Consider the following 25,242-nt stretch of genomic DNA (forward strand, 5'->3'; position numbering starts at 1 on the left):
CCCCTGTTCTTCAGCGCTTTGACCCGGCTCTAGCACCTTCTCCTTGTCCTGTTCCGGGCATCCATGGCAGGGGCCCGGATGGGATAATCAACGCATCCGGGCCTCTGCCCCTGCCCGGCCCTCAACAAGAAGGCGATTAAAGATGTGGGAGCAGGTCTCTGAAGGGCCCCGACCGGACGGCTGGATCGAAATCGCTGAGACAGGCTGGGACGCGATGATCTCCTGGTTCGCCGGCCCGGACAATATTCGACGTGAGCCGATGGGCCCCCGCACCGAAAAGGTCAAGGTCCGCTGCGAGAAGTCCGACGGCGCCGTCATTTCCTGGGAAGAGCCGATCAGCGAGGATGATATCCGCGCCATTGAGGACGACATCGACGCCTACCTGAGAGATGCGGGCTTGCCGCCTCGGCCCCGGGGCTACCGCTGGTTCCTGCGCCTGCCGGAAGGCCTCGATATGGCGGGGGTCGACGACGCCGCCAGCCGGGCTGTTATGGCCGGGCACTTCGGCCATCCGCGTTATCTAGCACCGGCAGTCGAGCGGGTTATCACGGACCTCTACATCCGGGAACAGGAAAACACGCCCCCACCAGGGGATAAGCAATGGTTTTCAGCGTTGGCCGCCGCAGATGTTGCGAGGGGCCGGAATGCCGGCCCGGTGCAGAGGCAACCGGAGCGCAAGTCTAATGACGGCCATCGTCCGAAAAGCGCGGCGTCGCAGGTTGGTGATCATGGTTGAGAGGATCGCGGCTATCGGCGTTCGCGGAGGCAGGGACGCAGGTTAGCAACCCTGGTGGGGTTCCCAACCTCGACCATCTAGCCTCCAGTCCACAGGGGTATCATGAGCGCAAGCAGCAAGAGCAGCAGCAATGAGCCGAGGGTAGACGGGATCCAGTACCACTTGGACATCTGTAGTCCGAACAGTGAGAACACCACGGCACCAGCTACGGCGACAACCACCAGCGCGTTGTCGGTGACGAAAAAGAGGACCAGCGAAGCCACAAGCACAACCGTCGCCGCTATTGGTCCGGCAGTAGGTCGCCGCGCTGGGGTAACGACTGCCGCCATGGTCTCACCTTTCGTTTATTGGCATTATGCCTGTTCATTTGCGCCTAGCGCTTCCCGCCAGCCAGTCGACGTAGGTGATGATTGCCCTATGATCAGCCAGCGAGCCACACCCTTCCGCATCATCCTCGGAGCCCTTGCTGTTGGGGCACTGCTGGCTCAGCTGCTGATTGTTCCTCGGGTCGCCGCAGAGTACGCCGGTGCCTACCCCGAGGTTGCGTACCTGGCGCCCCCGTACGTCACGGTAATCGTGATTGCCATCGGCGGTTTCGAGGTGGCCTTGCTGGCGTCCTGGCAGCTGCTTTCGGCCGCGGTGGCGGGCAACGTGTCCTCCAGTCGGTCAAAGCGATGGGCCACCGTCATGACGGCCTCGCTATGCTTCATGTCGCTGATCTTTGCAGGCGTTTTTGTCCACGCCGGATCCGTCGCAAACGTCGGCGGGCCGCCGATGATGTTCGGACTGCTGGTCTCTCTCGCCCTCGTGCCCCTTGCGTTCAGTGTGAGAGCCAAGGCACTGGGGTTTTTGGCGGGAAACGACGTCCATGAAGGTGGTGTCGCGTAACTGAAACGCCCCGGCCTGCGCTCACGGGTAACGACGCCGTTTCCCCCGGCGGGCCGGCACCGCCGTCGTCCTGAAGGAGCGGTACGACGGCGGTGCCCGGCTTCGGCGGCTGCGGTTACCGCTCCGGGTGGAACTTTCGGCCGTTGACCCGTTCGGAGGCGCCGGCCCGGTCCAGGTAAGGGGTGATGCCGCCCAAATGCAGCGGCCAGCCCGCACCCATGATCATGCACAGGTCGATGTCTTCCGGGGCGGCCACCACGCCTTCTTCCAGCATGAGCCCGATCTCCTCGGCGAGGGCGTCCTGGGTGCGCCGCAGCAGCTGCTCGGAGTTGCTGGGGGAGTCTCCGAACTCCAGCAGCGCCAGGGTCGACTCGGGAATCACCTGCCGGCCGTCGTCGTCCGTGATCCAGAGGGACGTGATGCCGTTGTCGATGAGCCGCTGCTGGTTGGCGGAGACCCGGAAGCGGTCGCCAAAAGCCGCATTCAGCGACTCGGTGACATGCTGGGCCACCGGGATGCCGACCATGGCCAGCAGGGTGAACGGGGTCATCGGCAGGCCCATGGGTTTGAGCGCGTTGTCGGCGATGTCGGCGGGCGTGCCCTCGTCGAAGGCGTTGGCTACTTCCCCCATCAGCCGCAGCAGCACGCGGTTCACGACGAAGGCGGCGGCGTCCTGGACCAGCACGGTGGTCTTCTTGAGTGCCTTGCCCAGAACGAAGGCGGTTGAGAGCACCTCGTCGCTGGTCTTCGGCGCCCGGACGACTTCCAGCAGGGGCATGACGGCCACCGGGTTGAAGAAGTGAAAGCCGACCACGCGTTCGGGATGCAGCAGGTCCGCTGCCATCTCCGTGACCGACAGGGATGAGGTGTTGGTGGCGAGGATGCAGTCCTCGGAGACCACTGCCTCGACCTCGGCGAAGACCTGCTTCTTGACCCCCAGTTCTTCGAACACGGCCTCGATCACAAAGTCGGCGTCCGAGAACGCTTCCTTGGAGACCGAGCCGATGACCAGGGTCTTGGTGCGGTTGGCCGCGTCGGCCGAGAGCCGCTTCCTGGCCAGCAGCTTGTCCACTTCGGCGTGGACATACCCCACACCCTTGTCCACCCGGGCCTGGTCGATGTCCGTCAGGACCACCGGAACCTTCAGCTGGCGGGCGAACAGCAACGCCAGCTGGCTGGCCATCAGGCCCGCGCCGACCACGCCCACCTTCGTGACGGGTCGGGCGAGCTTGGGGTCCGGCGCGCCGGCCGGCCGCTTGGAACGCTTCTGCACCAGCTCCAGGAAGGCGTATACCGTGTCGCGGAAGTGCGGGGTCTGCATCAATTCCGCCAGCGCTTCGACTTCCAGCCCCGCGGATTCCTGCTGGCTCTTGCCCCGGCCGGCGTCCATCACGTCCAGGACTTTGGCCGGCGCCGGCGCGGCGTTGGACGTCTTGGCTTCCACGAACTTCCGGCCGGCCGCGAGGGCCTTGTCCCAGTCCGCCTCGGTGGCCGCGGAGGTTCCAGCGCGGCGGTCCGCGACCAGCCGGCGGGCGCCGTCGTCGGTGAGGATCCGCGTGGCCCAGGCCAGCGACTGCTCCAGGAAATCGGCCGGTTCGAACAGGACGTCGGCGATGCCCAGCCGGTAGGCGGCCGTGCCGTCGAGCGCCTTGTTGTTGCTCAACGGATTCTCGACCATGATCTTGACGGCGTTGGCCGGGCCGATCAGCCGCGGCAGCCGGTAGACCCCGCCCCAGCCGGGGATCAGGCCTAAGAAGGCTTCCGGCAGGGAGATGGCGCTGGCACCGGTGGAGATGGTGCGGTAGTCGGCGGCGAGCGCGATCTCCAGCCCGCCGCCCATCGCCGCTCCGTTGATGAAGGCGAAGGTCGGCACGCCCATGGAGGCGAGCGTGGCGTAAACATCGTGGCCCAGCCGGGCCATCGCCCGCCCGTCTTCGGGGTCGGTGAGCTTGCCCACGGCGCTCAAGTCCGCCCCGGCCACCAGGTAGTAGGGCTTGCCGGTGATGGCGACGGCGGAGATCTTGCCCGCCGCGGCCCGTGCCTTGAGCCCCTCGAGTGCCGTGCCCAGTTCCACCAGGGTATTGGGGCCGAGGGTGGTCGGCTTGCGGTGGTCCAGGTCATTGTCCAGGGTCAGCAGCGCCAGGGTGCCGGCACCGGGCAGCTCCACATCCTGCACGTAGGAATGGGTGACGGTCTCGTCCGGAAACTTCGCGGCCAGGGCCGTGTACTGGGCGGCGTTCATGCGTGGTCCTCTCGTGCCGGTGCTGATGCGGGGGTGGCGGTTCCAACGGTTTCGGCGGTTGTATCAACGGTGCTGCCCGAATAATCCTCATGGTGCGGGTTCTCCCAGATCACCGTTCCCCCCATGCCCAGCCCGATGCACATTGTGGTCAATCCGTAGCGGACCGACGGGTCCTCTTCGAACTGGCGGGCCAGCTGGGTCATGAGGCGCACGCCGGAGGCGGCCAGGGGATGGCCGACGGCGATGGCCCCGCCGTAGCGGTTGACGCGGGGATCGTCGTCGGCCATCCCGTAGTGATCCAGGAAGGACAGCACTTGTACGGCGAAAGCCTCGTTGATCTCGAACAAGCCGATGTCCGCGATGTCCAGGCCGGCCATCTTCAGGGCCTTCTCGGTGGCGGGGACGGGGCCGATGCCCATCACTTCGGGCTCGACGCCGGCGAAGGCGTAGGAGACCAGGCGCATCTTTACCGGCAGGCCGAGCTCCCCGGCGGCCTCCGCAGAGGCCAGCAGCGAGACCGTGGCGCCGTCGTTGAGGCCGGCGGCGTTGCCGGCGGTGACCCGGCCGTGCGGGCGGAACGGGGTCCGCAGCCCGGCCAGGTCTTCCATGGTGGTGTCCGGCCGCGGGGGTTCGTCCGCGCTGTGCAGCGTCCAGCCTTCGCCCGGTTTGCGGCCGGCCACCGGCACCAGGTCGGGCTGGATGCTGCCGTTCCGGTAGGCCGCGGCGAGCTTGGCCTGGCTGGCCGCGGCATAGGCGTCGGCCCGTTCCCTGGTGATCGCGGGGAAGCGGTCATGCAGGTTTTCGGCGGTGTTGCCCATGTTCAGCGCCGCGGGGTCCACCAGGCGCTCGCCGGCGAACCGCGGATTCGGATCCGCCCCCTGGCCCATTGGATGGTTGCCCATGTGTTCCACGCCGCCGGCCACCACCACGTCGTACGCGCCGAAGGCGATGCCCCCGGCCGTCGTCGTCACGGCGGTCATGGCGCCGGCGCACATCCGGTCAATGGCGAAGCCGGGGACCGAGCGGGGCAACCCGGCAAGAAGCGCGGCGGTGCGGCCGATGGTCAGGCCCTGGTCGCCGGTCTGGGTGGTGGCGGCGATGGCCACGTCGTCGATCCGTTCGGGCGGCAGCGACGGATTGCGGCGCAAGAGTTCCCGGATGCACTTGACCACCAGGTCGTCGGCCCGGGCGCCGGCATGGATCCCCTTCTCACCCGCCTTGCCGAACGGGGTGCGCACGCCGTCGACGAAGACGACATCGCGCAGGGCGCGGGGCGGGGACGTAGGGCTCACCTGATACCTCCATGAGATGCGGGACACAGTGCTAGGCAAGATGTTACCCGCCGGTAACTTAGGCAGCAAGCGCGGGCTGGTGGTCCGGTGGAAGGCATGCTGCGGGTACGGTGCAGCGGCTACGCTGGGCGGCAGGAAACCGGCGAGGAGACATGGAAGCAGAAGAGCAGCGGCACCGGCCGGCGGTGGCCTACCCCGGTGCGTTCCTGGTGTTGGCAGCGTCAGTGCTGTGGGGGACTACCGGAACGGCTGCCACCTTCGCGCCCGAGGTTGGTCCGCTTGCCATCGGCGCCGTGGCCATGGGAGTGGGCGGGCTGTTGCAAGCGCTGACTGCGCTGCGGCCGCTGGGTCGTGCCCGGCGGCAACTGCGGGCGCAGTGGAAGCTGGTGCTTCCGGGGGCGGTGGCCGTCGCCGTGTATCCGTTGGCGTTCTACAGTTCCATGCACCTGGCCGGCGTTGCCGTCGGCACGGTGGTCAGCATCGGCTCCGCCCCCTTGGCGTCCGCGCTCATCGAACGGGCTGCCGACCGTCACATCCTCGGCGCCCGCTGGGCCGGCGCCACCGTGCTGGGGCTCTCCGGAACCGCCCTGCTGTGCTTCGCGGCCGCCGGAGGCGGCGGCAACGGTACCCCGGACGGCGACATGACCGGGGGTACGGGCAGGACGCTCGCCGGTATTGCCTTGGGCCTGTTGGCGGGACTGACCTACGCCCTCTACTCCTGGGCAGCACACCGGATCATTGGCGGCGGGGTTCCCGCACGTGCCGGCATGGGCGCCATGTTCGGCCTGGGCGGACTGTTGCTGATGCCGGTGCTGCTGCTCACGGGCGCCCCGCTGCTGGCCTCCTGGGGCAACGCTGCCGTGGGGGCCTACATGGCACTGGTCCCGATGTTCGCCGGCTACGTGTTGTTTGGCCTCGGCCTCGCGCGGGTCCGCGCCAGCACCGCCACAACGCTTTCGCTGGCGGAGCCGGTGGTGGCCGCGGTGCTGGCCGTGCTGGTGGTGGGCGAGCAGCTTCCACCCGTCGGCTGGATTGGCGTCGCCCTGGTCATCGCCAGCCTTGCCGTCCTGACTGTACCCGGCCGCCGCTGGCTTGCCTCCGCGGGCAGCAGCCAGACACCACCGACGGGGAGTCTGCCGGGAACGGAAGACCGGGCTCCCGCGTCGGCGCAGCAGAGGCGGTCAGGCGGGGGAATGCCGTTCACGCCGGCGCCGCCGGATGGAGCCGGAAACCGCCCCCGCTGAGGATTCGGCGGGCCCGGCAATGGTTCCCGTGGAAGTCCGCCGGCGCGCGGGGGTGCCCGCAGCGCCGTCGCCGCCGCCGGCCTCGGGCTCCGGGTTCTCCTTGAGCGCCAGCGGCTCCGGGTGGGCGTAGGCTTCGGCGAGCAACCCGGCGGTCAGCTTGCGTTGCCAGGGGCGGGCGCCGAGTTCGGCCAAGGCGGCGTCCACCGACTGCTCCGTGACGGGCTCCGGCGGACGCCATGCGGTGCGGCGCAGGTAGTCGGGGGTCAGCAGGTTCTCCACCGGCATGTCCAACTGCTCGGCGAGCGATGCCAGCCGCGGCCGGGCGGTCTGCAGCCGGGCCGCAGCGGCCGGGTCCTTGTCGGCCCAGGAGCGCGGCGGCGGGGGAGCGTTGGTGGGCAGGTGCAGGGGAGGCAGCTCGGTCTCGCCCCGGGCCGTGGCGACGCAACGCAGCCAGCGCGGTGCTTCGCGCTGTGCGGCCCGCCCATGGAACCCGTGCGTCTCGAGCAGTTGCGGGACGGTGGCGGGCATGGCCTTGGCCGCGGCGACGATGGCCGAGTCGGGGATCAGCCGGCCCGGTGCAACGTCGCGCTTGGCGGCCAGGGCTTCGCGTTCGTTCCAGAGTTCGCGCACGGCGGCCAGCTGCCGGCGGTCGCGGATCTGGTGCAGTCCGGAGGTGCGGCGCCAGGGGTCGACGCGCGGCGGCGACGGCGGGGCGGCGCGCACGGCCTCGAATTCCTCCAGCGCGTATTCGAGCTTGCCGGCGTCGCGCAGCTTGTCGATCAGGGCCTCGCGGAGCTCGATGAGCACCTCGACGTCCAGCGCGGCGTAGCGCAGCCACGGCTCGGGCAGGGGGCGCGTGGACCAGTCCGCCGCGGAGTGCTCCTTGGCCAGCGTGAAGCCGAGCAGGGACTCGATCACGGCTGCCAGGCCCACCCGGGGCAGTCCGGCCAGCCGGGCCGCGAGTTCGGTATCGAACAATTTGTCGGGCCACATGCCCAGCTCGGACAGGCAGGGCAAATCCTGGCTTGCGGCGTGCAGGATCCACTCGACGCCGCGCAGGGAGTCATTGAGCAGCTTCAGGTCCTCGAACGGCTCGGGGTCGATCAGCCAGGTGCCGGCACCCTCGCGCCGCAACTGGACCAGGAAGGCCCGCTGCCCGTAGCGGAAGCCCGAGGCCCGCTCGGCGTCGATGGCGACGGGTCCGGTGCCGGCCGCCAGCGCATCGGCGGCCCGCTGCAGCCCCGATTCGCTGGCGATGACCAGCGGGACGCCGTCGCGGGGCGCATCGAGGTGGATCAGCGGTGGGGTCTGCTCCCGGGGTTCTGCGGCGTCAGTGGAGGTGCTCTGGTCAGGGCTGTTGTGCCCGGACGTGTCCGAAGTCAAGGAGCTCATGATCCGTTCAGTTTAGGCCAGCAGTATGCGCCCGGCCGAATGGCAGGATGCGCCGTGCCGTAATCGGAGGCGATGAAGCGCCGCACGCCGGCTTCCTCGCGGTCCGCAGCCATTTCTGGTGCATCCGCAGCTCCCGGGTGATTACGAACCTGCAATTAACTTCGCTAGCGGATGGGTTCCGCGGATGAGCCCTCATCTGGGTTGCGCCAGGACGGCGGCGGGCCGGATGGTTCGCACGCTTCTCGGCCAGCGCCTCCAGCGGTTACCGCTCCCTGGAAGAGAACCAGCGGGTCGAGTTCGACGTCGCCTATGACGCCGGCACGGGCATCGGACGGTTACTGGCGCTGGCCGGCGCCGGCCCCCATGTTGACGGTGAGAGCATGGCCCGCCACTAAGGGTGCTGACCCACCCAACAGTGAGAACGGCCGTTTAGCCGTCGCAGTCGGTGCAGTAGGCGTGGCTGCCCTTCTGTCGGGCAATCTGGGACCGGTGGCGGACCATAAAGCACGAATTGCACGTGAATTCGTCTTCGGCCTGGGGGATGACCTGAACAGTCAGCTCCTCGGCGATGAACTCGCCCCCGGGAACACCGGCTCCGTCCAGGCCGTCGGCCTCATCCAGCTCCATGACGACGCTGCGGGCGTCCGGTGCGTTTGCGGACTTTAGTGCCTGCAGAGAGTTCTGCTGGGATTCCTTGACGTCGGACCGGACCTCGTCGTAATCGGTTGCCACTTGGCTTGTTCTCTTTTCTCGAAGGTTGACTGACTCCGGTAAACGTATAGCACTCGGCGGCTATTCCCTCTTTCGAAGGGCAGGCAGCATGATCCGGTCTGGACGGTCGGCGGCGGTAGATCATCACATAGATGGGGACTGGAGGGCGAAGAGCACAGGACGCTCTGAGCTACTGCCACCGTTTAGGAAGTTATTGCTTCGCAACGTCTGACTCCTCCGCTCTATACACTTCCGCGCTTAGGGTGGGACAAACCTTGCATAAACGGAGGGGGAAACGAGTGAGCAGGCGTGCGGGGCAGCATTTGCCTTTGGTGGCGGTACTCGGGCTACTTGGAGTCGCTACCGCCTGCGGTAGTGCAAGTGGTGCAGCCAAGGAGTTGCCGGAATTCGCATCGCTGGAGGATGCGTATCAGGCAGTGGAGGGGGTGCTGGGCTGCGCGGATGATGTGGGTGACCCGCCGACCAAGCACCCACTGTCGGGTGGGCCTACCGGCGAATCGACGTTGTGTACCGAGACTGTCGAAGTTCTCTGGTTCGACAGCCAGGAAGCCTACGACAACGTGCACGAGATGTATGTCGGTGCAGCTGGTAACCCCGGGTCTGTGTACCTGTAGAGGGTCAAAACTGGTTTGTCGCCGATATGGCAGAAGTCGCCCTAGGGGTAGAGGATCGCCAAAGAAATACGAACATGAAAGCCCTCGCCGAGAGTCTCGGCGCTAAGTACACCGTGAAGCGGTAACACGCACAGACAGGAACCTGATGCGCACGCTGACCAAACTGACAGCCGGTGTAGCGGTACTCCTGGCGATGGCCGGCTGCACCAGCGGACCAGGCACCGCGTCATCCGATCCGGACATCTTGGCAGGTGGGCCTGACGCCGCCGGCGATTCCAAGAACCAGCCGGTCCAATCTTCCAACAAGCAGCTACTGGCAGACGAGGGCGACTACAGGTTCTATTCCTTGGTGCCCGTCAACCCCGAGGACGGCCGCCTGTGCGTGGTCATCGAGTCTAAAGGGGGTGCCGAAGAATCCGGGGGGTGCGGGGACACCACCCCCTACGTAGCTAAAGAGCTTGCTGGAACTAGGGATCTTTTGGAGGCAAAGCTCGTATTCAATGGCTACAACTCAGGCGAGGAACTGGCCGAAGGCTGGCGCTACCTGCACCCAAACCTGCTGGTGCGCGGCCTCATGATCCGCAACCCCGGTTGGCGGTCCTCGATGCTCCGGAAGAACCAGCCGACACGTTGACCGGCGACGCCAAGCATCTATTCGGTGTCAAGGCAGACAGCGCACGGCTGCTGGCGAAGGACGACGAGCACGCGTTCTATGCCGCTATACCGAACGATCCCGACAAGGGTGATATCTGTGTGGTCGTGGGAAACCTGACAGCAGACACGGCTTCTGCCGGCTGTGGTGGCGTCCCCAGTGTGGAACTCGAGGCCGCCGGTGTGAAAGCGAAGCTGGTTGTCGATGACTACGACGCCAGCAAGGAGGTGGCTGAAGGCTGGCGCCAGCTGCACAAGAACCTGCTGGTCTATCCCTGATCTGCACGGCGCGACGGTGTGAAGTAGCGCGGGCGAACCGACTTCCTGATGATGTTCACTCCTGGCCAGATCACCGACCAAGCACCTTGGCCTACGGCGCCTGTCGTCGTGCTATCGACGAAAGGCCTGCGGTGGATGGACGCGGTCCGCCGCAGAGCCAAAATCTGGCTCAAAGAATGAATCATTTGGCTTTCAGGTTGAATTTATGCCGATATAGCGGGATCGGTGTGATTGCCGTGGATATGGTGACTGGCATGGAACCGGTTCTGAAATTCGCGCGGCATTGGGGCGCCCCCGTGGCGGCCGTCCTTTTCTTCACCCTGTGGTGTATTGCCGAGGCAGGAAGGATGGGAGGGTCTTGGCAATCATGGCCAGGGAACTGGCCGCTGGTGCTGATGACACTGGCGGTTGCCACTGCCTCCTGGAAGCCCTTGGTCTCCCTCGGGCTCACGGTTGCACTCCTCGCCGGACAGATAAGTCACATCCTTTCGCCGATGGAGGCCAACCACTGGGCCATTTACCTCGGCTCCTTTGTCGCTCTTGGTTTTATCATCTGGGTTGCCCCGCCGCGGCAGCGGTACATCGCTGTGGGCGTGAACGTGACCGCCGCTGCCCTCATGACGTTTCTGATGCTCTCGTGGCGATATGGCGACGGCGTGGGGTGGATCCCGCCTGCGCAGGCCGGCGACCGGTGGATGCTGCAGGACTATGGCTGGCAGCTGTTTGCACTCCTCCTGCTAATCGCCGGAGCCTGCGCTGCCGTCGGCGGCCTGGCGGCGCTGTATCAGGAACGGGGCGGTTTGTTCCGGGCCCGCGAACTGGCGCAAAGCAATCTGCAGGAAACCGAGATCGACCTGATCGTGGAGCAGGAGCGGACCCGCATCGCACGGGATCTGCACGACGTCCTCGCTCATTCACTGGCAGTCGTCGCAGCCCAGGCCGATGGAACCCGCTACCTGAGCAAAGACCAGCCCAAAGCCGTCCTCAACGCCTTGGACACGATCGCCCGGTCTGCCCGCAGCGCCTTGGTGGATGCCCAACGGGTGATCGAGGGAGTCCACGACGACGGCATGGCAACGCCCCAGCCACAACTGAGCGACATCCCGGCACTCATCGAAGGCATGCAGCGCGGCAGTTTGAAGATCCACCCGACCGAGTCCGGGACGCCCGTGGAGCTGTCGGCCGGGCAGGAGGTGGCGGTCTTCCGAATCGTTCAGGAGTGCCTGACCAACGCCCTCAAACATGGCGGGCGCGGCACCGATGTGCAGCTCCACTTTGACTGGAGCGGGCCGGGCCTGACTATGCATGTGGCCTCGGCCGTCGCCCCAACCGGAAAAGAAAACGCCGCGGAACCGGCCACGGCCCGGGTCGGGAGGGGACTTCCCGGTATGCGCGAACGCGCCCACCTGGCCGGCGGCTGGCTGACTGCCGGACCCGACGGCGAAAACTTCCGTGTGACGGTCTTCATCCCCTACGGGACCCGGCAAGCGACGCCCGCGGACGATACTGCCGATGCCGAAGCCGGGGGCACTTTCGGTGACATTACGGATGCGGAAGTCCAGCCGGCTCTCGCCGCAGCAGGCCTTCCCCGGCAGTCAGGTGTCGTACGGGAAGCGGACGACCGTGGCTGATGGCGGGACGCGTATCACCGTGGCCCTGGTGGACGACCAGCCCTTGTTCCGGGCGGGCATCCGCATGTTGATAGAGAGCCAAGAGGACATGGAACTGTCGGGGGAGGCCGGTGACGGGGAAGCGTCGATTGCCTTGGCAATCGAACGGCGTCCGGACGTGATGCTGATGGACCTGCGCATGCCGGTGATGGATGGCGTCGAGGCCACCCTGCGGATCGTGCAGCACGCCGCGGCAGCCGGAATCGACAAGCCGAGGATCATTGCGTTGACCACGTTCAACAGGGATCAGGCCGTGGTTCAGGCTGTTCAGGCCGGGGCGAGCGGGTATCTGCTCAAGAGCGCGGAACCGGAATTTCTACTGGCGGCGATCCGTACCGTTCATTCCGGCTACTCCGTCATCGCCCCCGGATCCATCCACTCCCTCTTCGAGCATGCAGCCCGCAACGTTCCCGCCAACGGGCCGGATTTGTCCGTACTAAATGTGTTGTCGGTGCGGGAGCGGGACGTCTTCCTGCTCGCGGCTAAAGGCCTGAGCAACAGTGAGATGGCCGAGAGCCTGTTCGTCTCTGAAGCCACCATCAAATCCCACCTGCGCAGCGTGCTGGACAAGCTCGAACTGCGCCTCCAGTTGGTCGCATTCGCCCACGAACGCCGACTACTGGGCACCTAAACAGAAGGAAGGAGGAGTAAGGACAAATGATGGACCTTTCAGCTGTCGCCCTCTACATGACCTTTCTTCTGACCCTCGGGCTCGGTTTCCTGTTTTTCCTTGCCCTCCTTCTCATCTTCACCACCGTGCTGATGCTGGTTGGCGCCGCTCGGATGGCGGCCCAGATTTCACGGCACTTCGGGGCCGGCTCAGTAACCCGCGTTGGAGTAGGCGACAGGTAGGCGAAGTGCTCAAGGCCGGCTGACGATAAGGAGTGTTCTTGCTCCGGCTAATACATCATCTGTCTGATCCAGTGAGGCGCCGGGCGCATCTTGCACTGCGGTTTGACCGCAACCAGTAACTGTAATCACCAGGATTGCGGAGGCTGCCGTTGCCTCCGGCGCGTGAGTGCGGCGCTGTACAGAAGCGTCTACCGGAAGTGGCACTCTTATCTAATCTGTCCAGAGCTGATTCACCGGAGTCGCACCCTGCATTCCATACCTGTCGGCTTGCCGTCGAGAGTGAACGACAGCCGGAGGGTTTGCGCTGTCTCCGGTGGCGTAGGGGAGTAGAACGAGAAGGCTTCCCAGTCGGTTCCGTCTCCCGCGACGTGGCCCCCTGCCCACCGGTATTGAGTTCCGATGTCATCTGTAACCCGAACCCCCACTCGGTCCAAGACAGGTACCCCGGGCATCGGTGGCGGATCGCCGGCACCCTCGCTTCCGTGCGTTTTCCGTCGTTCTACCCACGCTTGCCGGGCGGCATCAAAGTGAACGTCGCGCTGGCGCGTCTCAGGTCCTCGAACTCCCTCAAGACTTATCCGGATTCCGCTGCCGCCACTGGATGAGTCGACATGAGGTGGAAGATCGATGTCGACCCGGATCCCGGCAAAGCGAATATCGATGCCGTCGCTCGTGGCGATAACCAGGTCTCCCGGGGCCGAAACGATAGAAGCCATAAGCACACCGTAGCGTCTCGCTCTCATATCCTCGTGACATCTTGACCACCGGCTCAGGGGGCGGTCCGTACACGAATTGAACTGTCCGGATTTTGATGGGGGAGTGTCGCGGTGGAGGACCGGCTTACGGGCAGGCCATCCATTCGAGCCCGCCTCGCACTCGAGGATCCAGATATTAATCGTGCCCGTTCACGGCCCAGCGTCTCATAGCTTCGAGGAGATGATTGGGAGCGAGCATGAAGCGAGGTTCGAGTTCCTCCCAGCCCGGCTCTTTCACGCTCCGGCTGTACGCTGCATGGTCAGCATCAATGGGAATGGACTCGTCGAGCCCTCCCGATTCATCGCCCATTAAAGCTAGGTGATAGATCCACGTTGAGCCGTCGGCTTCGACGTTTCGGAACGTTGCTTCGAAGACCGCGCGCTCCGCCGAGAGTCCTTGCTGCAGCTCATCCGGTCGCGAATTGAGCATGTTCATCCACTCCTCGAATGCCTGCTCCTTGCCGTGCACGATGCGTGAGCGGCTAAGTTCGAGGCGCATACCTTGAGGTACTGATAGAGGCATTTGGTGCCCAGGAAAGTTGCGCGGTACCGGAGTGAAAGGGATCTCGAAGTCAGCGTCAGGAGAGGTCATAACAGTAGTCTTAGGGCGTTGACCGCGCAGGGGCGCCATTAGCGCGGACGTGTTTCGTTCAAGAACCTCAAAAGGGACAGTAATGAGCTGTGATGGAACATGAATTGCATCTCTCACTGTCTATTCACCTACTTGCATAAGCTCTCGCTCATCTTTGTCGCGGTGGGGGACCGGCTTACGGGCAGTCACCATATGATCAATTGGTGACCGCTCGAATCCGCTTCGCGACACCGGCTGACTACGCTGCAGTCGAGACGATCGAGAATGCTGCCGATCGGCTCCTCATTGATTGGCTGCTTCCTGATCAGTGGCCGCCGGCCCCATCTGGCGCTTCGAGAGCGTCAGAGCCCGGATACGTCCTGGTCGCTGAAGCGACCGACACAGGCGCTGTCGTGGGTTTCGTGCACGTCATTGAGTCAGACAAGATTTCCCACCTAGAGCAACTTTCGGTCTTACCCGAATATAGTCGTCGCGGATATGGGCGCATGCTGATCGATGCCGCGAAGGAAGAAGCCCGAGGACGGGGGCATAACCGGTTGACCCTGCGTACGTATGCCGATATCCCTTGGAACGCGCCTTTTTACTCGCGAGCCGGTTTTGTCGAGGAGGACCCTTCGACTGACTTCCACCGCAAACTGGTCCATGTTGAAGACAGCCTCGAGCTTGCTAGGTACGGGCGTCGCGTCCAGATGGTCGCAGTGTTGAAGTAGTTGCTTTCCATCTGTATAGCCCGGTGAGTGACGGTCTGCGGCCAGCTGTGATCGACCATGAAAGAATCCCAATGTGAACACCCCTCCCACGGGATCCCTGCACCATATCGAGGTATGGGTCCCTGACATTAACCGCGCCAAGCAGGAGTGGGGTTGGATTCTGCCGCGACTGGGATACACCACTTACCAAAGCTGGGACGCAGGAATCAGCTGGCGACTTGAGCAGACCTACATAGTGGCTGAACAGTCACCAGCCTTGACCGGTCGGAAACACGAGCGCACTGCACCAGGCCTCAACCACCTCGCGTTTCACGCCGGAAGCCAAAGAGACGTGGATGCGCTTGTCGTGGAACGCGCTCATCACGGATGGATGCAGCTGTTCCAAGACAAGTATCCGTACGCTGGCGGACCTGCGCACTATGCCGCTTACCTCTTCAACTCAGACGGCTTCGAGATCGAGCTCGTAGCTGCCAGGTAAGAAGAATATTGAGAGTGTCCGGTGAAGGATCCCCTTAGGAATGTTGGAGCCCCCGTTCGGCCACCGGCTTACGGCCATGGATCGGATCAGTGCTGACGCGGACAGATATGCTGCACGCATGAGTGAAGTCATCCGAGTGCGACGACACGTCGACCTCACTGCAACTTAACTTGATGCGCTCCAGAGCCTTTTCGACAATGCTAAACGATTTTGGCCCGTGGAACCCCGATGCGCCCTACGGGTATTCGCCGGCAGGCACTCACGTCCTGGCGTTCCGCGGACAAGCTTTGGCTGCTCATGTGGGCTTTCAACGTCGCCGGATCGTAGTGGGCGCCGATGAAGTCACGGTCTCTGGCACGGGAGGTGTTTTACCGATGAACGCTCACGCGGTACGGGTCTTGGCAGTCGAGTAATGCGACATGCTCAAAAGGTGATGCGTGATGAGACCGGGGTCGACTTTGGCTTTCTCGGATGCTGCAGGGAAGTCGTGCCGTTTTATGAGTCAGCGGGGTGGATTCAGGTCTATGCCACGGAACGGTGCTTGTCTCGTTTAGACCAGAAATCCGTCGTCGTGTCTCAGGGTGGTCCAAACCTCATCTGCTCCGCCAAACGCGATGCCAGCGAGTGGCCGGAAGGGGACATAGATCTTCGGGGCACACCTTGGTGACGGATCTGTCCCAGTGGAGGATCGTCTACCGGACGCTTACCTTCGCATGCCTAGACTCGAACACATGGTCAACGTTGTTCGCGATGCGTATTCACGCAGGGCGGCGGAATACGTGGAACGCTTTGCTTCAATGGGTGCCGCGCACCCTGCAGACCGTCAACTGGTGGCGACTTGGGCGGACGGTATCGAGGGTGCGGTACTAGACGCTGGCTGCGGTCCGGGCCATTGGACGAACTTCCTCAGTGAAGCTGGCATTCGTCCACCCGGAGTGGACCTGGTTCCCGAGTTCATCGAGCATGCACGCGTTGCCAATCCCGGCATTCCGTTCCGGTCAGGCAGCCTGGACGCTCTTGATGTCAATAGCGGGACAATTGGTGGAGTGCTCGCTTGGTACTCACTGATCCACTATGAGCCAGACACGATACGCGCTCCTCTCTTGGAGTTCAGTCGAGTCCTCAGCCCTGGCGGCGCCCTGCTACCAAAAGCAACGGGGGAGAAGGGAAGCTGACCGGTCACCTAGGCCGCCCCAACCGCCCCGGCTTCTCGGACAAGAAGGACGACACCATGACTGAAAAACTCAATATCGCCGGCTCCGCTGACCTGTTGCCTCATGTTCGGCAAGTTAACCGGCCGCCCCGACTGGAGCCTGCACGGGGAGCCCTGCAGGCAGGCGGCGGTTGGTCAGTTGCGGCGGCGGTTTGGCAGGGCGGCAACGCCTTCCGGCAGCGGCGGCAGCCCGGCGTAGGTGCACACCATGTCGCTCCACGCCTCCAGGTGGGAGCGGATGTCGGCTGAAGCAGGCGTCCAGGAGGCGCGAAGCTCGATGTCGATCGAGTCCTGCCGCCCGTTCAGCGTGCCGTAGCTTTCGGACAGGATGCGGGTAGCGGTGCCCCCGGCGTTGCGGTATGGGGCGCCGTGGTTCTCCAGCGCCTCCACCAGCCAGTCCCAGGCGACGGAGCCGAGCATGGTGTCGTTGCCCATGTCGGCGTCGAGCTGGGCGCGGATGTAGGTAACGATCCGGAAGGTACCGTCCCAGACCGCCGAACCTTCGGGATCATGCAGCAGGATGAAGCGGCCGGTGGCCAGTTCCGGGCCGTCGGCGGTCTGCAGGGCCGTGACCACCGGGCCGTGGAGCGGCCGCGGGCCCGGTTCGGCGATGACTTCGGCGCCGAGGGCCACCGCGAAGGGTGCCAGCCGGGAGGGCGCGGGAATTTCCTCCAGCCGCAGTTCATTCCGGCACTGCGCCTGGCGCAAGGCCGACAGCGCGCGCATGAACTCAGGCGGCACTGCTGAGAGATCAATCGCACTCACACAGCCAGATTATGCCCTGGTGCTATAAGACGTCAGGCAGGCGCGCCGTGAAGCCGTGGGCATCCCGGCGCGCAACTAGGAGAGTTCGCTGCGGATGGCCGCCGCAAAGGCGTCGATGTCGTCTTCGGTGGTGTCGAAGGAGCACATCCAGCGGACCTCCCCGCGCGACGAATCCCAGTCGTAGAAGCGGAATTTTTGCCGCAGCCGGTCCGCCACCCCGGGCGGCAGCGCGGCGAACACGGCGTTGGACTCGGTCGGCTGGGTCAGGGACAGCCCCTCGACGCCCTCGACGGCGGCACGCAGCCGGGCGGCCATCGCATTGGCGTGCGAAGCGGAGCGCAGCCACAGGTCGCCGTCGTACAGGGCGATTAGCTGGGCGGAGATGAACCGCATCTTCGAGGCCAGCTGCATGTTCATCTTGCGCAGGTACTGCAGCCCGTGGGCCGCATCCGGGTTCAGCACCACCACGCATTCGCCGTAGAGCAGGCCGTTCTTGGTGCCGCCGAGCGAGAGAATGTCCACCCCGGCGTCGGTGGTAAAGCTGCGCAGGTCGGTGCCCAGCGAGGCGGCCGCGTTGGACAACCGGGCCCCGTCCATGTGCAGCTTCATGCCGCGTTCGTGCACGTGGTCGGCGATGGCGCGGATTTCCTCAATGCTGTACAGCGTGCCCAGCTCGGTGCTTTGCGTGATGGACACGGCCAGCGGCTGCGCGCGGTGTTCGTCGCCCCAGCCCCACGCCTCGCGGTCGATCAGCTCCGGGGTGAGCTTGCCGTCGTCGGCCGGCACAGCCAGGAGTTTGATCCCGCCCACGCGTTCGGGCGCACCGTTTTCGTCCACGTTGATGTGCGCGGTGGAGGTGCAGATGACGGCGCCCCACCGCGGCAACACCGACTGCAGCGACAGCACGTTGGCGCCGGTCCCGTTGAACACAGGGAAAGCCTGGGCGGCGTCGCCGAAGTGTCCGGCGATCACCTGCTGCAGCCGCGCCGTGTAGGCATCCTCGCCGTAGGCGACCTGGTGCCCAGTGTTGGCGTGGGCCAGCGCGGTCAGGACCTCCGGATGGACGCCGGAGTAATTGTCCGAAGCGAAGCCGCGCAGGTCGGTGTCGTGCAGGGAGCCGGAAAGCAGGGGGGAGTCAGTCACGTGTTTCAGTATTCCTTAATCAGTGGGTGCCGTCACAGCCGGGCCCGGGTCAGGCCAGCCGGATGCGTTCCCCGTTGAGGCGGGCGGCGTCCAGCGTAAACAGGGAGGCGGCGGCGCGGCCCAGGTCTGCCACGTCGGTAAAACCGGCGAATGCCTTTTCCGGATCTGCCCGGCGCATGGCGTCGTCCAGGAGGGCCTTGACGGCCAGGACGACGGCGGCGGAGCGCTGGGGGGCGGGATCCTCCTTGCGTAAGGACTGGGCCCGGCGGAAGGCGTCGGCCACCGAGAACATCCAGCTCTCCGCGGCGGCTTTGGCGGCGGCGTAGTTGGCGCCGGACGCGGTGGGGGAATCCGTTGCCGTGCTCGAGACGATCGCCGCCCGGCCGGACGGGGAGGCCTCCAGCTGTGAATAGAACGCGCGGGTGGTGTTCCGGAGCGTGCTGATCAGCTGCCGGTGCAGGAAGTCCCAGTCCTCGTCCGACTGCCCGGCCAGGCCCTGGCCGCCGCGCCAGCCGCCCACCAGGTGGATCAGGCCGTCGGCCCCGCCGTGCCCGGCGGCGACGGCGCCGGCCAGCTCTTCCACGGCCCGGCGGTCGGCGAGGTCGCACTGGAAGCAGGCCACGGCGTCGTTCTCCGCGTAGGCGGCGTCGAGCCGGACCTTGCTGCTGCCGACCGCCAGCACGGTGGCGCCCGCGGCGGTCAGGGCCGCGGTGACGGCCTGGCCGGAGGCGCCGGATGCGCCGGCGACGACCACCGTGAGGCCGGCCAGCCGGCCGGGGCCGGGCGCGGCGGCCAGCAGCCGTGCGGCGTCGGGTGGCCCGTCGCCGGTGCCCTGGTGTTCGGCGGCGGCCATGTCAGGCCGACTCTCCGGTGATCCCCGAGGTGGATTCGATCACCGGCTTCATCTTCCGCGAGAGGGCCTCGTAGAACATCGACAGCGGGAACTCGTCGTCCATGACCTGGTCGGTGACCTCGCGCGGCAGCCCGGTCAGCGGCAGGGCCTCGGGGCCCTTGGCCCAGACCGAGGCCGGGTGCGGGGTCAGCGTCTTGGTCAGCATCTCGTAGGCGGCCAGCCAGTGGGCCACCTTGGGCCGGTCGATGGAGCGCCAGTACAGCTCCTCGATCTCCCCGCCCAGGGCGACGACGGCGTCCGCGACGTTGTCCCAGTCGATGGAGAGCTTGCCGTCCGTCCAGTGCAGCACCCGGTGCTGGTGCAGCCAGGCGAACAGCAACTGGCTGCCCAGGCCGTCGTAGTTGCGCACCCGATTGCCGGTGATGGCGAAGCGGAAGATCCGGTCGAAGATCACCGCGTACTGCACCAGCCGGGCGTGCTTGCGGACCTCGTCGGACGCGGTGGCGTCCTGGACCAGGCGCACCGACTCGCGGAAGGCGGTCAGGTCACAGCGCAGTTCCTCCAACGAGTACAGGAAGTAAGGCATCCGCTGCTTGATCATGAACGGATCGAAGGGCAGGTCGCCGCGCATGTGCGTGCGGTCGTGGATCAGGTCCCACATGACAAAGGTTTCCTGCGTCAACTGCTGGTCATCGAGCAGGGCCGCAGCTTCTTCCGGCAGGTCCAGCGAGGTGATGTCGGCCGCGGCGCGGACCACTTTGCGGAATCGGGCAGCCTCGCGGTCGGCGAAGATGGCGCCCCAGGTGAAGGCCGGGGTTTCCCGCACGGCCACGGTCTCCGGGAAGAGCACGGCCGAGTTGGTGTCGTAGCCGGCCGTGAAGTCCAGGAAGCGGATGGGCACGAACAGTTTGTTGGAGTAGGAGCCCGATTCCAGTTCGCCGATGAAGTCCGGCCAAATGACTTCGATCAGCACGGCTTCGACCAGCCGGTCGCTGCTGCCGTTCTGCGTGTACATCGGGAAGACCACCAGGTGCCGCAGGCCGTTGATCCGGTGCTGCTGAGGCTGGAACGCCAGCAGCGAGTCCAGGAAGTCCGGGACGCCGAAGCCGCCGTCGCGCCAGCGGCGGAAATCCACAACCAGTTTCTCCAGGTAGTCGGCGTCGTGTTCGAACAGCGGGGCGAGCTGGCCGATGGCGTCGATGATCACGTCGGTGTGTCCGGCGGCAGCGGGTTTGTTGCCGTCGTCCGGTACCGAGCCGTCGTGGACCTGGAGTCCGCGCAGCGCGGCGGCCGCCTCCTTCAGGCGCAGCCAGGCCGGGTGCTGCGCCGGATTGCCGTGCACGGCGGCACTGTGGTTGCTGCGGGTGGGGGTGATGGTCATCGTCGCCTCGCCTTTCCATCGGGCCGGCTCTCCCGGCGCCTGACGTTGGAATATGTAGTGAGCGTAGCAACGCAACAGCCCTACTTATGTCAAAAGCGACCTCACGTAAGGAACTGTAATGCTCGGTGCCGCGGCGGGCGGGAATGATTAAGCCCGGCTCGTGCTGGCCGGGCTCAATCAGATGAAACTTATAAGCGCCGCAGGCGCGGGGGGAGGCGCGGTACGAAAAGCTACTGCGTGTCCTTCAGCGTCAGGGACACCGAGTTGATGCAGTAGCGCTGGTCCGTGGGAGTCCCGTAGCCCTCGCCCTCGAACACGTGCCCGAGGTGCGAGTCGCAGCTGGCGCAGCGGACTTCAATCCGCTCCATCCCCATAGTCGAATCCCGCAGGTAGCGCACGGTGCCCTCGGCCAGCGGCGCCCAGAAGGACGGCCAGCCGCAGTGGGAGTCGAACTTCTCCTTGCTGGTGAACAATTCGGCTCCGCAGGCGCGGCAGCTGTAGACCCCCTCGGTATGGGTGTCCCAGTATTCGCCGGTGTAGGGGCGCTCCGTGCCGGCCTCGCGGAGCACGTGGTATTCCTCCGGGCTCAGCTCCTGCCGCCATTCATCGTCGGTCTTGGTCACCGGGAACTGTCCGGCCTCTGTGTTGCTCATAGTCTCTCCAACGTTCACGAGTCGCCAATGTATCCCGAGCCCGAGTACAGGTGCAGGACCGGAATGCCCAGCTTGTCCTGCGCCCGGTTGGCCCAGTCGGTATGGAAGGTATCGGAAATGGAATGCGGCCGGGTGATGACAACTGCCCGGTCTGCCGGATGTTCCGCGACGTACTTGACCAGGGCGGACACGCCGTCGTCCTCCACGATGTCCACCGTGGCGTTGAAGCCCGCTTCCGACAGCAGCCTGGCGGAGATGCGCCGGGCTTCGTCGGCCTCGTGCCGGGCCTCCTCCGGAGTCGGCTGGCCGTGCGCCAGCTCGCGGAACGCGGTGCCGACCTCCAGCATGCTCAGCCGCTCGACGAAATCGAGCAGCAGGTTCCGCTTGGTGTCCTCGGGAATCAGCACCCGGAAGGTGGTCTGCCCGGCGGCGGTCTGCTCGCCGGCCAGCCAGCCGAAATTCTGCAGGTCGGCGTCATTGAGCGGTTCCTCGGTCAGCACGACGATGGTTTCGGTCATGCGCCCAGCCTAATCAGCAGCACAAGCGGGGGACAACAACGCGGCGCGCCGACGGCCGCGCCGGTTAGCGGTCGGCACCGGCACCGGCAAGAATGGACCCATGGCTGTGTTCGAACGCTCAGACCGGTCCGGCCGGAACACCTCAGCCGGCGACGGCCAGCTGCCCCGCGGCCGCTGGCTGCTGCTCGGTGCCTTGGCGGGAGCGGGCGCTGGATCGGTTCTGGCGGGAGCGACCTCGGGGCTGGCCTCCTATTTCGCCCGCCAGGTGCTCACGCCGGTCCGCGAGCACGTCCAGGACCTCGAAATCCTGGCCGTCGTCGGAACCGGCCCGGAGCAGGAAATCATCCTGCCGGCCACCCTGGACACCACGGCGCCAGGCGTCTACAGCGTCTATTTCGACGGCGGACGCTCGGTCGCGCGGGTGGGTGAGGTGACGTCCTACTCGCCGCGGGAAGGCACGGTCCAGCGCAGGGTCGAGCAGGTGTATGCCGGCGACCTCGCCGCCGCCACCCGCGGCTGGTGGGGCGGTGCGGCCTACCCGGACCCGGCCGCCGTCGGGCTGGCGAATGAGGAAGTGCAGATCGCGGTGGAAGGCGGCATTGCGCCGGCCTGGCTGGTCCGCGCCGAGGCGGAGGCGAAAACCTGGGCCATCATGGTGCACGGCCGCGGGGCCTCCCGGGCTGAGGGGATCCGCGCCGTCCGGTCGGTCCGTGGGCTGGGCATGGCGTCGCTGCTGATCTCCTACCGGAACGACGGCGAAGCCCCCTCCGCCCCGGACCACCGCTACGGGCTGGGGATGACCGAATGGCGCGACGTCGAGGCGGCGATCGGGTACGCCCTGGCGAACGGGGCGGAGGATGTGGTGCTGTTCGGCTGGTCGATGGGCGGGGCGATCAGCCTGCAGGCCGCGGACCAGTCCCGCTACCGGAGCAGGATCCGGGCGTTGGTGCTGGACGCCCCGGTGATCGACTGGACCGACGTGCTGGCGCACCAAGCGAAGCTGAACCGGATTCCGGATGCCGTGGGGCAGTTCTCGCAGTGGCTGATCTCGAACAAGGCCGGCCGGCTGCTGACCGGCCTCGCCGCCCCGCTGGATTTGAAAATGATGAACTGGGTGGCCCGGGCCGACGAGCTGCATGTGCCGACGCTGATCGTGCACAGCGAGGACGACGACTTCGTGCCGCACGGCCCGTCGGCTGCGCTAGCCGAGAAGAACCCGCTGGTCACGTTCGAGCCCTTCAGCGGGGCCGGCCACACCCGCGAATGGAACGTGGACCCGGAACGCTGGGAGCGCGTCGTCACGTCCTGGTTGAGCCGGGTGCTCCGTCCGGTCGGCTAAAGCCTCAAAGGGTTTTTTGCGGGGCGAAGGACGCGCCCCGTCCGGTCGGCTAGAGCCCTAACCGGCCTTCAGCGGGGCGAAGGACGCGCCCGTCAGCGCGGCCAGGTCCGCCGGGGCGATCTCGATATCCAGCCCGCGGCGGCCGCCCGAGACCAAAATGGCGCCGAAGTCCCGGGCGGTGGAATCCAGCACCGTGGGACTGGCGTGTTTCTGCCCCAGCGGCGATATCCCGCCCAGCACATACCCGGTGCGCCGCTGGGCCACCTGCGGGTCTGCCATGGCCGCGCGCTTTCCGCCCAACGACGCGGCGAGTCTTTTCAGATCCAGGCTGGAACTGACGGGCACGACGGCGACCGCCAGCGATTCGTCCACGACGGCCATCAGGGTCTTGAACACGCGGGCGGGATCCATCCCCAGCGCCTCCGCGGCCTCGAGACCGAAGCTGGGCGCCGCGGGGTCGTGGGCATAGGTGTGCAGCACGTGCGGAACCCCCGCCCGCTGCAGCAGCGTGGTGGCGGGGGTCCCGGCGGATGGCTTGTTCCTGGCCACGGTCAGGCCGAGGCGGCGCGCAGTTGCCGTGCCTCGGTGATCAGGCGCTTGATGCGGTACAGCATGGAGGACATGCCCCGGATCCGCAGCGGGGTGATGGCGCGGGTCAGGCCCAGGTGCTCGGCGATATCGTCGGGAACGGCCAGGATCTGCTGCGCCGGCAGCCCGTTGAGCCCCTCGTGCAGCACGGACGCGAAGCCGCGCGTGGTGGGGGCTTCCGGCGGAGCCGAAAAGTAGATCTGCACGTCCTGGTCCGGGTCATCGCCCAGCTCCAGCGTCAGGAAGAGCGGCGACTGGCATTCGACCACCTGCTCCAGCAGTTCCGGGTGCCCGGCGAAGCGTTCGGGCAGCTCGGGCAGCTCCCGGGAGAACTCCAGCAGCAGCTGCAGCCGCTCGGCCTCGGTGACCGCCTGGAAGTCGTCGATAATTTCTGCCAGCGGTTCGGGAATCGTCTGCTCAGTCGCCGTCATCAGGGTACTTGCGCTCTCTCTTGCGGTTTCGTGCTCGGCATCGTTAACGTCGTGTGCCGGCCGGCTATTCCTCAGCGGGCCGAGGCGGGGACCTGGCCGGGCTCGGCGCCCCTGACGATCGGCACGCGCACGGCATTGCCCCATTCGGTCCACGAGCCGTCGTAGTTGCGGACCGTGTCGAAACCCAGCAGGTACTTGAGCACGAACCACGTGTGGCTGGACCGTTCGCCGATGCGGCAGTACGCCACCACATCGTCGCCCGGCTTCAGCCCGGCCTCGTCCAGGTAGATGGCCTCGAGCTCTTCGCGCGACCGGAACGTCCCGTCGTCGGCCGCCGCCCGCGCCCACGGCACGGACGCCGCCGTCGGAATGTGGCCCCCGCGCAGGGCGCCTTCCTCGGGGTAGGCGGGCATGGTGGTGCGCACGCCGGTGTATTCCTCCGGAGAGCGGACGTCCACCAGCGGCTTGCCGAAGTGGTCCAGCACGTCGGTGAGGAACGCCCGGATGGGTGCGTCGTCGCGCTCGACGACGGGGTAGTCAACCGCCTGGGGCCGCGGCACCTCGGTGGTCAGTTCCCTGCCCTCCGCGATCCACTTGTCACGGCCGCCGTCCAACAACCGCACGTCTTCATGGCCAAACAGGGTGAAGACCCAGAGCGCGTAGGCCGCCCACCAGTTGCTCTTGTCCCCGTAGAGCACCACGGTTGTGTCGCGGCTGATGCCCTTGGCACCGAGCAGCGCGGCGAAGCCCTCGCCGTCCACGTAGTCGCGGGTGTCCGGATCATTGAGGTCGGTGTGCCAGTCGATCTTCACGGCACCCGGAATGTGGCCGGTCTCGTACAGCAGGATGTCTTCGTCGGACTCCACGACCACCAGCCCGTCCGCGCCCAGGTTCTCAGCCAGCCACTGTGTGGAGACCAGGCGGTCGGGGTTGGCGTAGGCGGCAAACTTCTCGTTGTGCTCGGTGGCAATGGGCATGGCAAACCTTTCCTTGACGTGCAGCTTGTCAGAGCGTGCAGACAGCCGTGCAAAACGGCCGGGGGACTTCTGTTTAGCCTAACCACCGGAGCAGGCAAAAGCTTCCGGGTCCTCACCCCGCGTCACATCGGGGCCGGGGGAGTGCCGGGCCCCTGGCGGAGCGCAGGGGCGGCCAGCCGGAGCGCAGCGGCCCCCTGGCGGAGCACCGGCGGCCGGCCGGCCCGGCTGTGGCCTGGCTTACACCGGCTGCCGCC

28 protein-coding genes are annotated in these 25,242 nt (G+C 66.0%); 13 read left to right on the forward strand and 15 right to left on the reverse strand.

Going from position 1 to position 25,242, the window contains the following annotated elements; all coding sequences use genetic code 11:
- Nucleotides 1-142: 142 nt before the first annotated feature.
- A complete protein-coding gene (locus AC5RVZ_RS21320; protein ID WP_494067673.1) occupies nucleotides 143-736 on the forward strand; it encodes a DUF5956 family protein in 594 nt (197 codons plus the stop codon).
- A gap of 77 nt (nucleotides 737-813) precedes the next feature.
- On the opposite strand, the gene AC5RVZ_RS21325 is transcribed toward AC5RVZ_RS21320, so the two are convergent.
- Nucleotides 814-999 (reverse strand): hypothetical protein, encoded by a 186-nt coding sequence (locus tag AC5RVZ_RS21325; RefSeq protein ID WP_494067674.1) that lies wholly within the window; start codon nucleotides 997-999, stop codon nucleotides 814-816.
- A 154-nt stretch (nucleotides 1,000-1,153) separates the two neighbouring features.
- On the opposite strand from AC5RVZ_RS21325, the gene AC5RVZ_RS21330 reads away from it, so the two are divergent.
- Nucleotides 1,154-1,624 carry a DUF2975 domain-containing protein gene (locus AC5RVZ_RS21330; protein WP_494067675.1) on the forward strand — a complete coding sequence of 157 codons (471 nt, stop codon included), beginning with the start codon at nucleotides 1,154-1,156 and terminating at the stop codon, nucleotides 1,622-1,624.
- A 115-nt stretch (nucleotides 1,625-1,739) separates the two neighbouring features.
- Here the strand turns inward: AC5RVZ_RS21330 and AC5RVZ_RS21335 are convergent, their stop codons facing one another.
- On the reverse strand, nucleotides 1,740-3,866 hold the full coding sequence (locus AC5RVZ_RS21335; protein ID WP_494067676.1) for a 3-hydroxyacyl-CoA dehydrogenase NAD-binding domain-containing protein: 2,127 nt from the start codon (nucleotides 3,864-3,866) through the stop codon (nucleotides 1,740-1,742).
- Nucleotides 3,863-5,158, reverse strand: coding sequence for a thiolase family protein (locus AC5RVZ_RS21340; RefSeq protein ID WP_494067677.1), 1,296 nt, complete (start codon nucleotides 5,156-5,158; stop codon nucleotides 3,863-3,865). Before AC5RVZ_RS21340 ends, AC5RVZ_RS21335 begins: the two co-directional genes overlap by 4 nt.
- Before the next feature lie 152 nt (nucleotides 5,159-5,310).
- Here AC5RVZ_RS21340 and AC5RVZ_RS21345 point away from each other — a divergent pair, with 152 nt between their 5' ends.
- A complete protein-coding gene (locus AC5RVZ_RS21345) occupies nucleotides 5,311-6,402 on the forward strand; it encodes a DMT family transporter (protein WP_494067678.1) in 1,092 nt (363 codons plus the stop codon).
- Here AC5RVZ_RS21345 and AC5RVZ_RS21350 read toward each other — a convergent pair.
- Entirely contained in the window at nucleotides 6,340-7,794 is a 1,455-nt protein-coding gene (locus AC5RVZ_RS21350; RefSeq protein ID WP_494067679.1) for an HRDC domain-containing protein, read from the reverse strand. The two genes, AC5RVZ_RS21345 and AC5RVZ_RS21350, sit on opposite strands and share 63 nt — an antisense overlap.
- 429 nt (nucleotides 7,795-8,223) lie before the next feature.
- Nucleotides 8,224-8,526 (reverse strand): DUF4193 domain-containing protein, encoded by a 303-nt coding sequence (locus AC5RVZ_RS21355; protein WP_494024779.1) that lies wholly within the window; start codon nucleotides 8,524-8,526, stop codon nucleotides 8,224-8,226.
- Between the two features lie 308 nt (nucleotides 8,527-8,834).
- Here AC5RVZ_RS21355 and AC5RVZ_RS21360 point away from each other — a divergent pair, with 308 nt between their 5' ends.
- The 6 genes from AC5RVZ_RS21360 (at nucleotide 8,835) to AC5RVZ_RS21385 (ending at nucleotide 12,592) form a co-directional block, all read left to right on the forward strand.
- Nucleotides 8,835-9,140: a hypothetical protein gene (locus tag AC5RVZ_RS21360; RefSeq protein ID WP_494067680.1), complete on the forward strand. Its 306-nt coding sequence runs from the start codon at nucleotides 8,835-8,837 to the stop codon at nucleotides 9,138-9,140.
- Nucleotides 9,141-9,285: 145 nt separating this feature from the next.
- Nucleotides 9,286-9,774 (forward strand): hypothetical protein, encoded by a 489-nt coding sequence (locus AC5RVZ_RS21365; protein ID WP_494067681.1) that lies wholly within the window; start codon nucleotides 9,286-9,288, stop codon nucleotides 9,772-9,774.
- Complete coding sequence (locus AC5RVZ_RS21370) at nucleotides 9,771-10,070, forward strand: hypothetical protein (protein WP_494067682.1); 300 nt, start codon at nucleotides 9,771-9,773, stop codon at nucleotides 10,068-10,070. Before AC5RVZ_RS21365 ends, AC5RVZ_RS21370 begins: the two co-directional genes overlap by 4 nt.
- Before the next feature lie 254 nt (nucleotides 10,071-10,324).
- Nucleotides 10,325-11,701, forward strand: a complete 1,377-nt coding sequence (locus tag AC5RVZ_RS21375) for a sensor histidine kinase (RefSeq protein ID WP_494067683.1) — start codon at nucleotides 10,325-10,327, stop codon at nucleotides 11,699-11,701.
- Between the two features lie 19 nt (nucleotides 11,702-11,720).
- Nucleotides 11,721-12,371, forward strand: coding sequence for a response regulator (locus tag AC5RVZ_RS21380; protein ID WP_494067684.1), 651 nt, complete (start codon nucleotides 11,721-11,723; stop codon nucleotides 12,369-12,371).
- A 26-nt stretch (nucleotides 12,372-12,397) separates the two neighbouring features.
- Nucleotides 12,398-12,592, forward strand: a complete 195-nt coding sequence (locus AC5RVZ_RS21385; protein ID WP_494067685.1) for a hypothetical protein — start codon at nucleotides 12,398-12,400, stop codon at nucleotides 12,590-12,592.
- A gap of 891 nt (nucleotides 12,593-13,483) precedes the next feature.
- Here AC5RVZ_RS21385 and AC5RVZ_RS21390 read toward each other — a convergent pair.
- The gene (locus AC5RVZ_RS21390; RefSeq protein ID WP_494067686.1) at nucleotides 13,484-13,939 is read right to left on the reverse strand and encodes a DUF6176 family protein; all 456 of its coding nucleotides are present in this window, start codon (nucleotides 13,937-13,939) and stop codon (nucleotides 13,484-13,486) included.
- 203 nt (nucleotides 13,940-14,142) lie between these two features.
- Here AC5RVZ_RS21390 and AC5RVZ_RS21395 point away from each other — a divergent pair, with 203 nt between their 5' ends.
- The 3 genes from AC5RVZ_RS21395 to AC5RVZ_RS21405 all read left to right on the forward strand — a co-directional run bounded on the left by AC5RVZ_RS21395 (nucleotide 14,143) and on the right by AC5RVZ_RS21405 (nucleotide 16,302).
- Nucleotides 14,143-14,649 carry a GNAT family N-acetyltransferase gene (locus tag AC5RVZ_RS21395; RefSeq protein ID WP_494067687.1) on the forward strand — a complete coding sequence of 169 codons (507 nt, stop codon included), beginning with the start codon at nucleotides 14,143-14,145 and terminating at the stop codon, nucleotides 14,647-14,649.
- A gap of 73 nt (nucleotides 14,650-14,722) precedes the next feature.
- Nucleotides 14,723-15,127 carry a VOC family protein gene (locus AC5RVZ_RS21400; protein WP_494067688.1) on the forward strand — a complete coding sequence of 135 codons (405 nt, stop codon included), beginning with the start codon at nucleotides 14,723-14,725 and terminating at the stop codon, nucleotides 15,125-15,127.
- A gap of 731 nt (nucleotides 15,128-15,858) precedes the next feature.
- Nucleotides 15,859-16,302, forward strand: coding sequence for a class I SAM-dependent methyltransferase (locus tag AC5RVZ_RS21405; RefSeq protein ID WP_494067689.1), 444 nt, complete (start codon nucleotides 15,859-15,861; stop codon nucleotides 16,300-16,302).
- A gap of 173 nt (nucleotides 16,303-16,475) precedes the next feature.
- On the opposite strand, the gene AC5RVZ_RS21410 is transcribed toward AC5RVZ_RS21405, so the two are convergent.
- From AC5RVZ_RS21410 to AC5RVZ_RS21435, 6 genes are all read right to left on the reverse strand, one after another.
- The gene (locus AC5RVZ_RS21410; RefSeq protein ID WP_494067922.1) at nucleotides 16,476-17,066 is read right to left on the reverse strand and encodes a DUF3000 domain-containing protein; all 591 of its coding nucleotides are present in this window, start codon (nucleotides 17,064-17,066) and stop codon (nucleotides 16,476-16,478) included.
- A gap of 114 nt (nucleotides 17,067-17,180) precedes the next feature.
- Nucleotides 17,181-18,248: a threonine aldolase family protein gene (locus AC5RVZ_RS21415; RefSeq protein WP_494067690.1), complete on the reverse strand. Its 1,068-nt coding sequence runs from the start codon at nucleotides 18,246-18,248 to the stop codon at nucleotides 17,181-17,183.
- Nucleotides 18,249-18,297: 49 nt separating this feature from the next.
- Nucleotides 18,298-19,101, reverse strand: a complete 804-nt coding sequence (locus AC5RVZ_RS21420; RefSeq protein WP_494067691.1) for an SDR family NAD(P)-dependent oxidoreductase — start codon at nucleotides 19,099-19,101, stop codon at nucleotides 18,298-18,300.
- A gap of 1 nt (nucleotide 19,102) precedes the next feature.
- Nucleotides 19,103-20,482 (reverse strand): DUF6421 family protein, encoded by a 1,380-nt coding sequence (locus AC5RVZ_RS21425; protein ID WP_494067692.1) that lies wholly within the window; start codon nucleotides 20,480-20,482, stop codon nucleotides 19,103-19,105.
- Between the two features lie 230 nt (nucleotides 20,483-20,712).
- Entirely contained in the window at nucleotides 20,713-21,135 is a 423-nt protein-coding gene (gene msrB / locus AC5RVZ_RS21430) for a peptide-methionine (R)-S-oxide reductase MsrB (protein WP_494013865.1), read from the reverse strand.
- 14 nt (nucleotides 21,136-21,149) lie between these two features.
- Nucleotides 21,150-21,653, reverse strand: a complete 504-nt coding sequence (locus AC5RVZ_RS21435; RefSeq protein WP_494067693.1) for a hypothetical protein — start codon at nucleotides 21,651-21,653, stop codon at nucleotides 21,150-21,152.
- A 100-nt stretch (nucleotides 21,654-21,753) separates the two neighbouring features.
- On the opposite strand from AC5RVZ_RS21435, the gene AC5RVZ_RS21440 reads away from it, so the two are divergent.
- Nucleotides 21,754-22,992 carry an alpha/beta hydrolase family protein gene (locus tag AC5RVZ_RS21440; RefSeq protein ID WP_494067694.1) on the forward strand — a complete coding sequence of 413 codons (1,239 nt, stop codon included), beginning with the start codon at nucleotides 21,754-21,756 and terminating at the stop codon, nucleotides 22,990-22,992.
- Nucleotides 22,993-23,049: 57 nt separating this feature from the next.
- On the opposite strand, the gene ybaK is transcribed toward AC5RVZ_RS21440, so the two are convergent.
- The 3 genes from ybaK to AC5RVZ_RS21455 all read right to left on the reverse strand — a co-directional run bounded on the left by ybaK (nucleotide 23,050) and on the right by AC5RVZ_RS21455 (nucleotide 24,988).
- The gene (gene ybaK / locus AC5RVZ_RS21445) at nucleotides 23,050-23,541 is read right to left on the reverse strand and encodes a Cys-tRNA(Pro) deacylase (protein ID WP_494067695.1); all 492 of its coding nucleotides are present in this window, start codon (nucleotides 23,539-23,541) and stop codon (nucleotides 23,050-23,052) included.
- 2 nt (nucleotides 23,542-23,543) lie between these two features.
- Nucleotides 23,544-24,011: a SufE family protein gene (locus AC5RVZ_RS21450; RefSeq protein ID WP_494067696.1), complete on the reverse strand. Its 468-nt coding sequence runs from the start codon at nucleotides 24,009-24,011 to the stop codon at nucleotides 23,544-23,546.
- A gap of 71 nt (nucleotides 24,012-24,082) precedes the next feature.
- Entirely contained in the window at nucleotides 24,083-24,988 is a 906-nt protein-coding gene (locus tag AC5RVZ_RS21455) for a sulfurtransferase (protein ID WP_494067697.1), read from the reverse strand.
- Nucleotides 24,989-25,242 lie beyond the last annotated feature (254 nt).

This window comes from Arthrobacter sp. Cza30 (genome assembly GCF_059090765.1).

What these genes read in the sequence shown, in the direction of transcription:
- AC5RVZ_RS21330 (WP_494067675.1), top strand. Translation starts at nt 1,154, where the DNA reads ATGATCAGCCAGCGAGCCACACCCTTCCGCATCATCCTCGGAGCCCTT.
- AC5RVZ_RS21365 (WP_494067681.1), top strand. Translation starts at nt 9,286, where the DNA reads ATGCGCACGCTGACCAAACTGACAGCCGGTGTAGCGGTACTCCTGGCG.
- AC5RVZ_RS21375 (WP_494067683.1), top strand. Translation starts at nt 10,325, where the DNA reads ATGGAACCGGTTCTGAAATTCGCGCGGCATTGGGGCGCCCCCGTGGCG.
- AC5RVZ_RS21335 (WP_494067676.1), bottom strand. Translation starts at nt 3,866, where the DNA reads ATGAACGCCGCCCAGTACACGGCCCTGGCCGCGAAGTTTCCGGACGAG.
- AC5RVZ_RS21350 (WP_494067679.1), bottom strand. Translation starts at nt 7,794, where the DNA reads ATGAGCTCCTTGACTTCGGACACGTCCGGGCACAACAGCCCTGACCAG.
- AC5RVZ_RS21410 (WP_494067922.1), bottom strand. Translation starts at nt 17,066, where the DNA reads ATGCGCGCGCTGTCGGCCTTGCGCCAGGCGCAGTGCCGGAATGAACTG.
- AC5RVZ_RS21440 (WP_494067694.1), top strand. Translation starts at nt 21,754, where the DNA reads ATGGCTGTGTTCGAACGCTCAGACCGGTCCGGCCGGAACACCTCAGCC.
- AC5RVZ_RS21385 (WP_494067685.1), top strand. Translation starts at nt 12,398, where the DNA reads ATGATGGACCTTTCAGCTGTCGCCCTCTACATGACCTTTCTTCTGACC.
- AC5RVZ_RS21320 (WP_494067673.1), top strand. Translation starts at nt 143, where the DNA reads ATGTGGGAGCAGGTCTCTGAAGGGCCCCGACCGGACGGCTGGATCGAA.
- msrB (WP_494013865.1), bottom strand. Translation starts at nt 21,135, where the DNA reads ATGAGCAACACAGAGGCCGGACAGTTCCCGGTGACCAAGACCGACGAT.
- AC5RVZ_RS21455 (WP_494067697.1), bottom strand. Translation starts at nt 24,988, where the DNA reads ATGCCCATTGCCACCGAGCACAACGAGAAGTTTGCCGCCTACGCCAAC.
- AC5RVZ_RS21390 (WP_494067686.1), bottom strand. Translation starts at nt 13,939, where the DNA reads ATGACCTCTCCTGACGCTGACTTCGAGATCCCTTTCACTCCGGTACCG.
- AC5RVZ_RS21420 (WP_494067691.1), bottom strand. Translation starts at nt 19,101, where the DNA reads ATGGCCGCCGCCGAACACCAGGGCACCGGCGACGGGCCACCCGACGCC.
- AC5RVZ_RS21345 (WP_494067678.1), top strand. Translation starts at nt 5,311, where the DNA reads ATGGAAGCAGAAGAGCAGCGGCACCGGCCGGCGGTGGCCTACCCCGGT.
- AC5RVZ_RS21435 (WP_494067693.1), bottom strand. Translation starts at nt 21,653, where the DNA reads ATGACCGAAACCATCGTCGTGCTGACCGAGGAACCGCTCAATGACGCC.
- AC5RVZ_RS21405 (WP_494067689.1), top strand. Translation starts at nt 15,859, where the DNA reads ATGGTCAACGTTGTTCGCGATGCGTATTCACGCAGGGCGGCGGAATAC.
- AC5RVZ_RS21425 (WP_494067692.1), bottom strand. Translation starts at nt 20,482, where the DNA reads ATGACCATCACCCCCACCCGCAGCAACCACAGTGCCGCCGTGCACGGC.
- AC5RVZ_RS21450 (WP_494067696.1), bottom strand. Translation starts at nt 24,011, where the DNA reads ATGACGGCGACTGAGCAGACGATTCCCGAACCGCTGGCAGAAATTATC.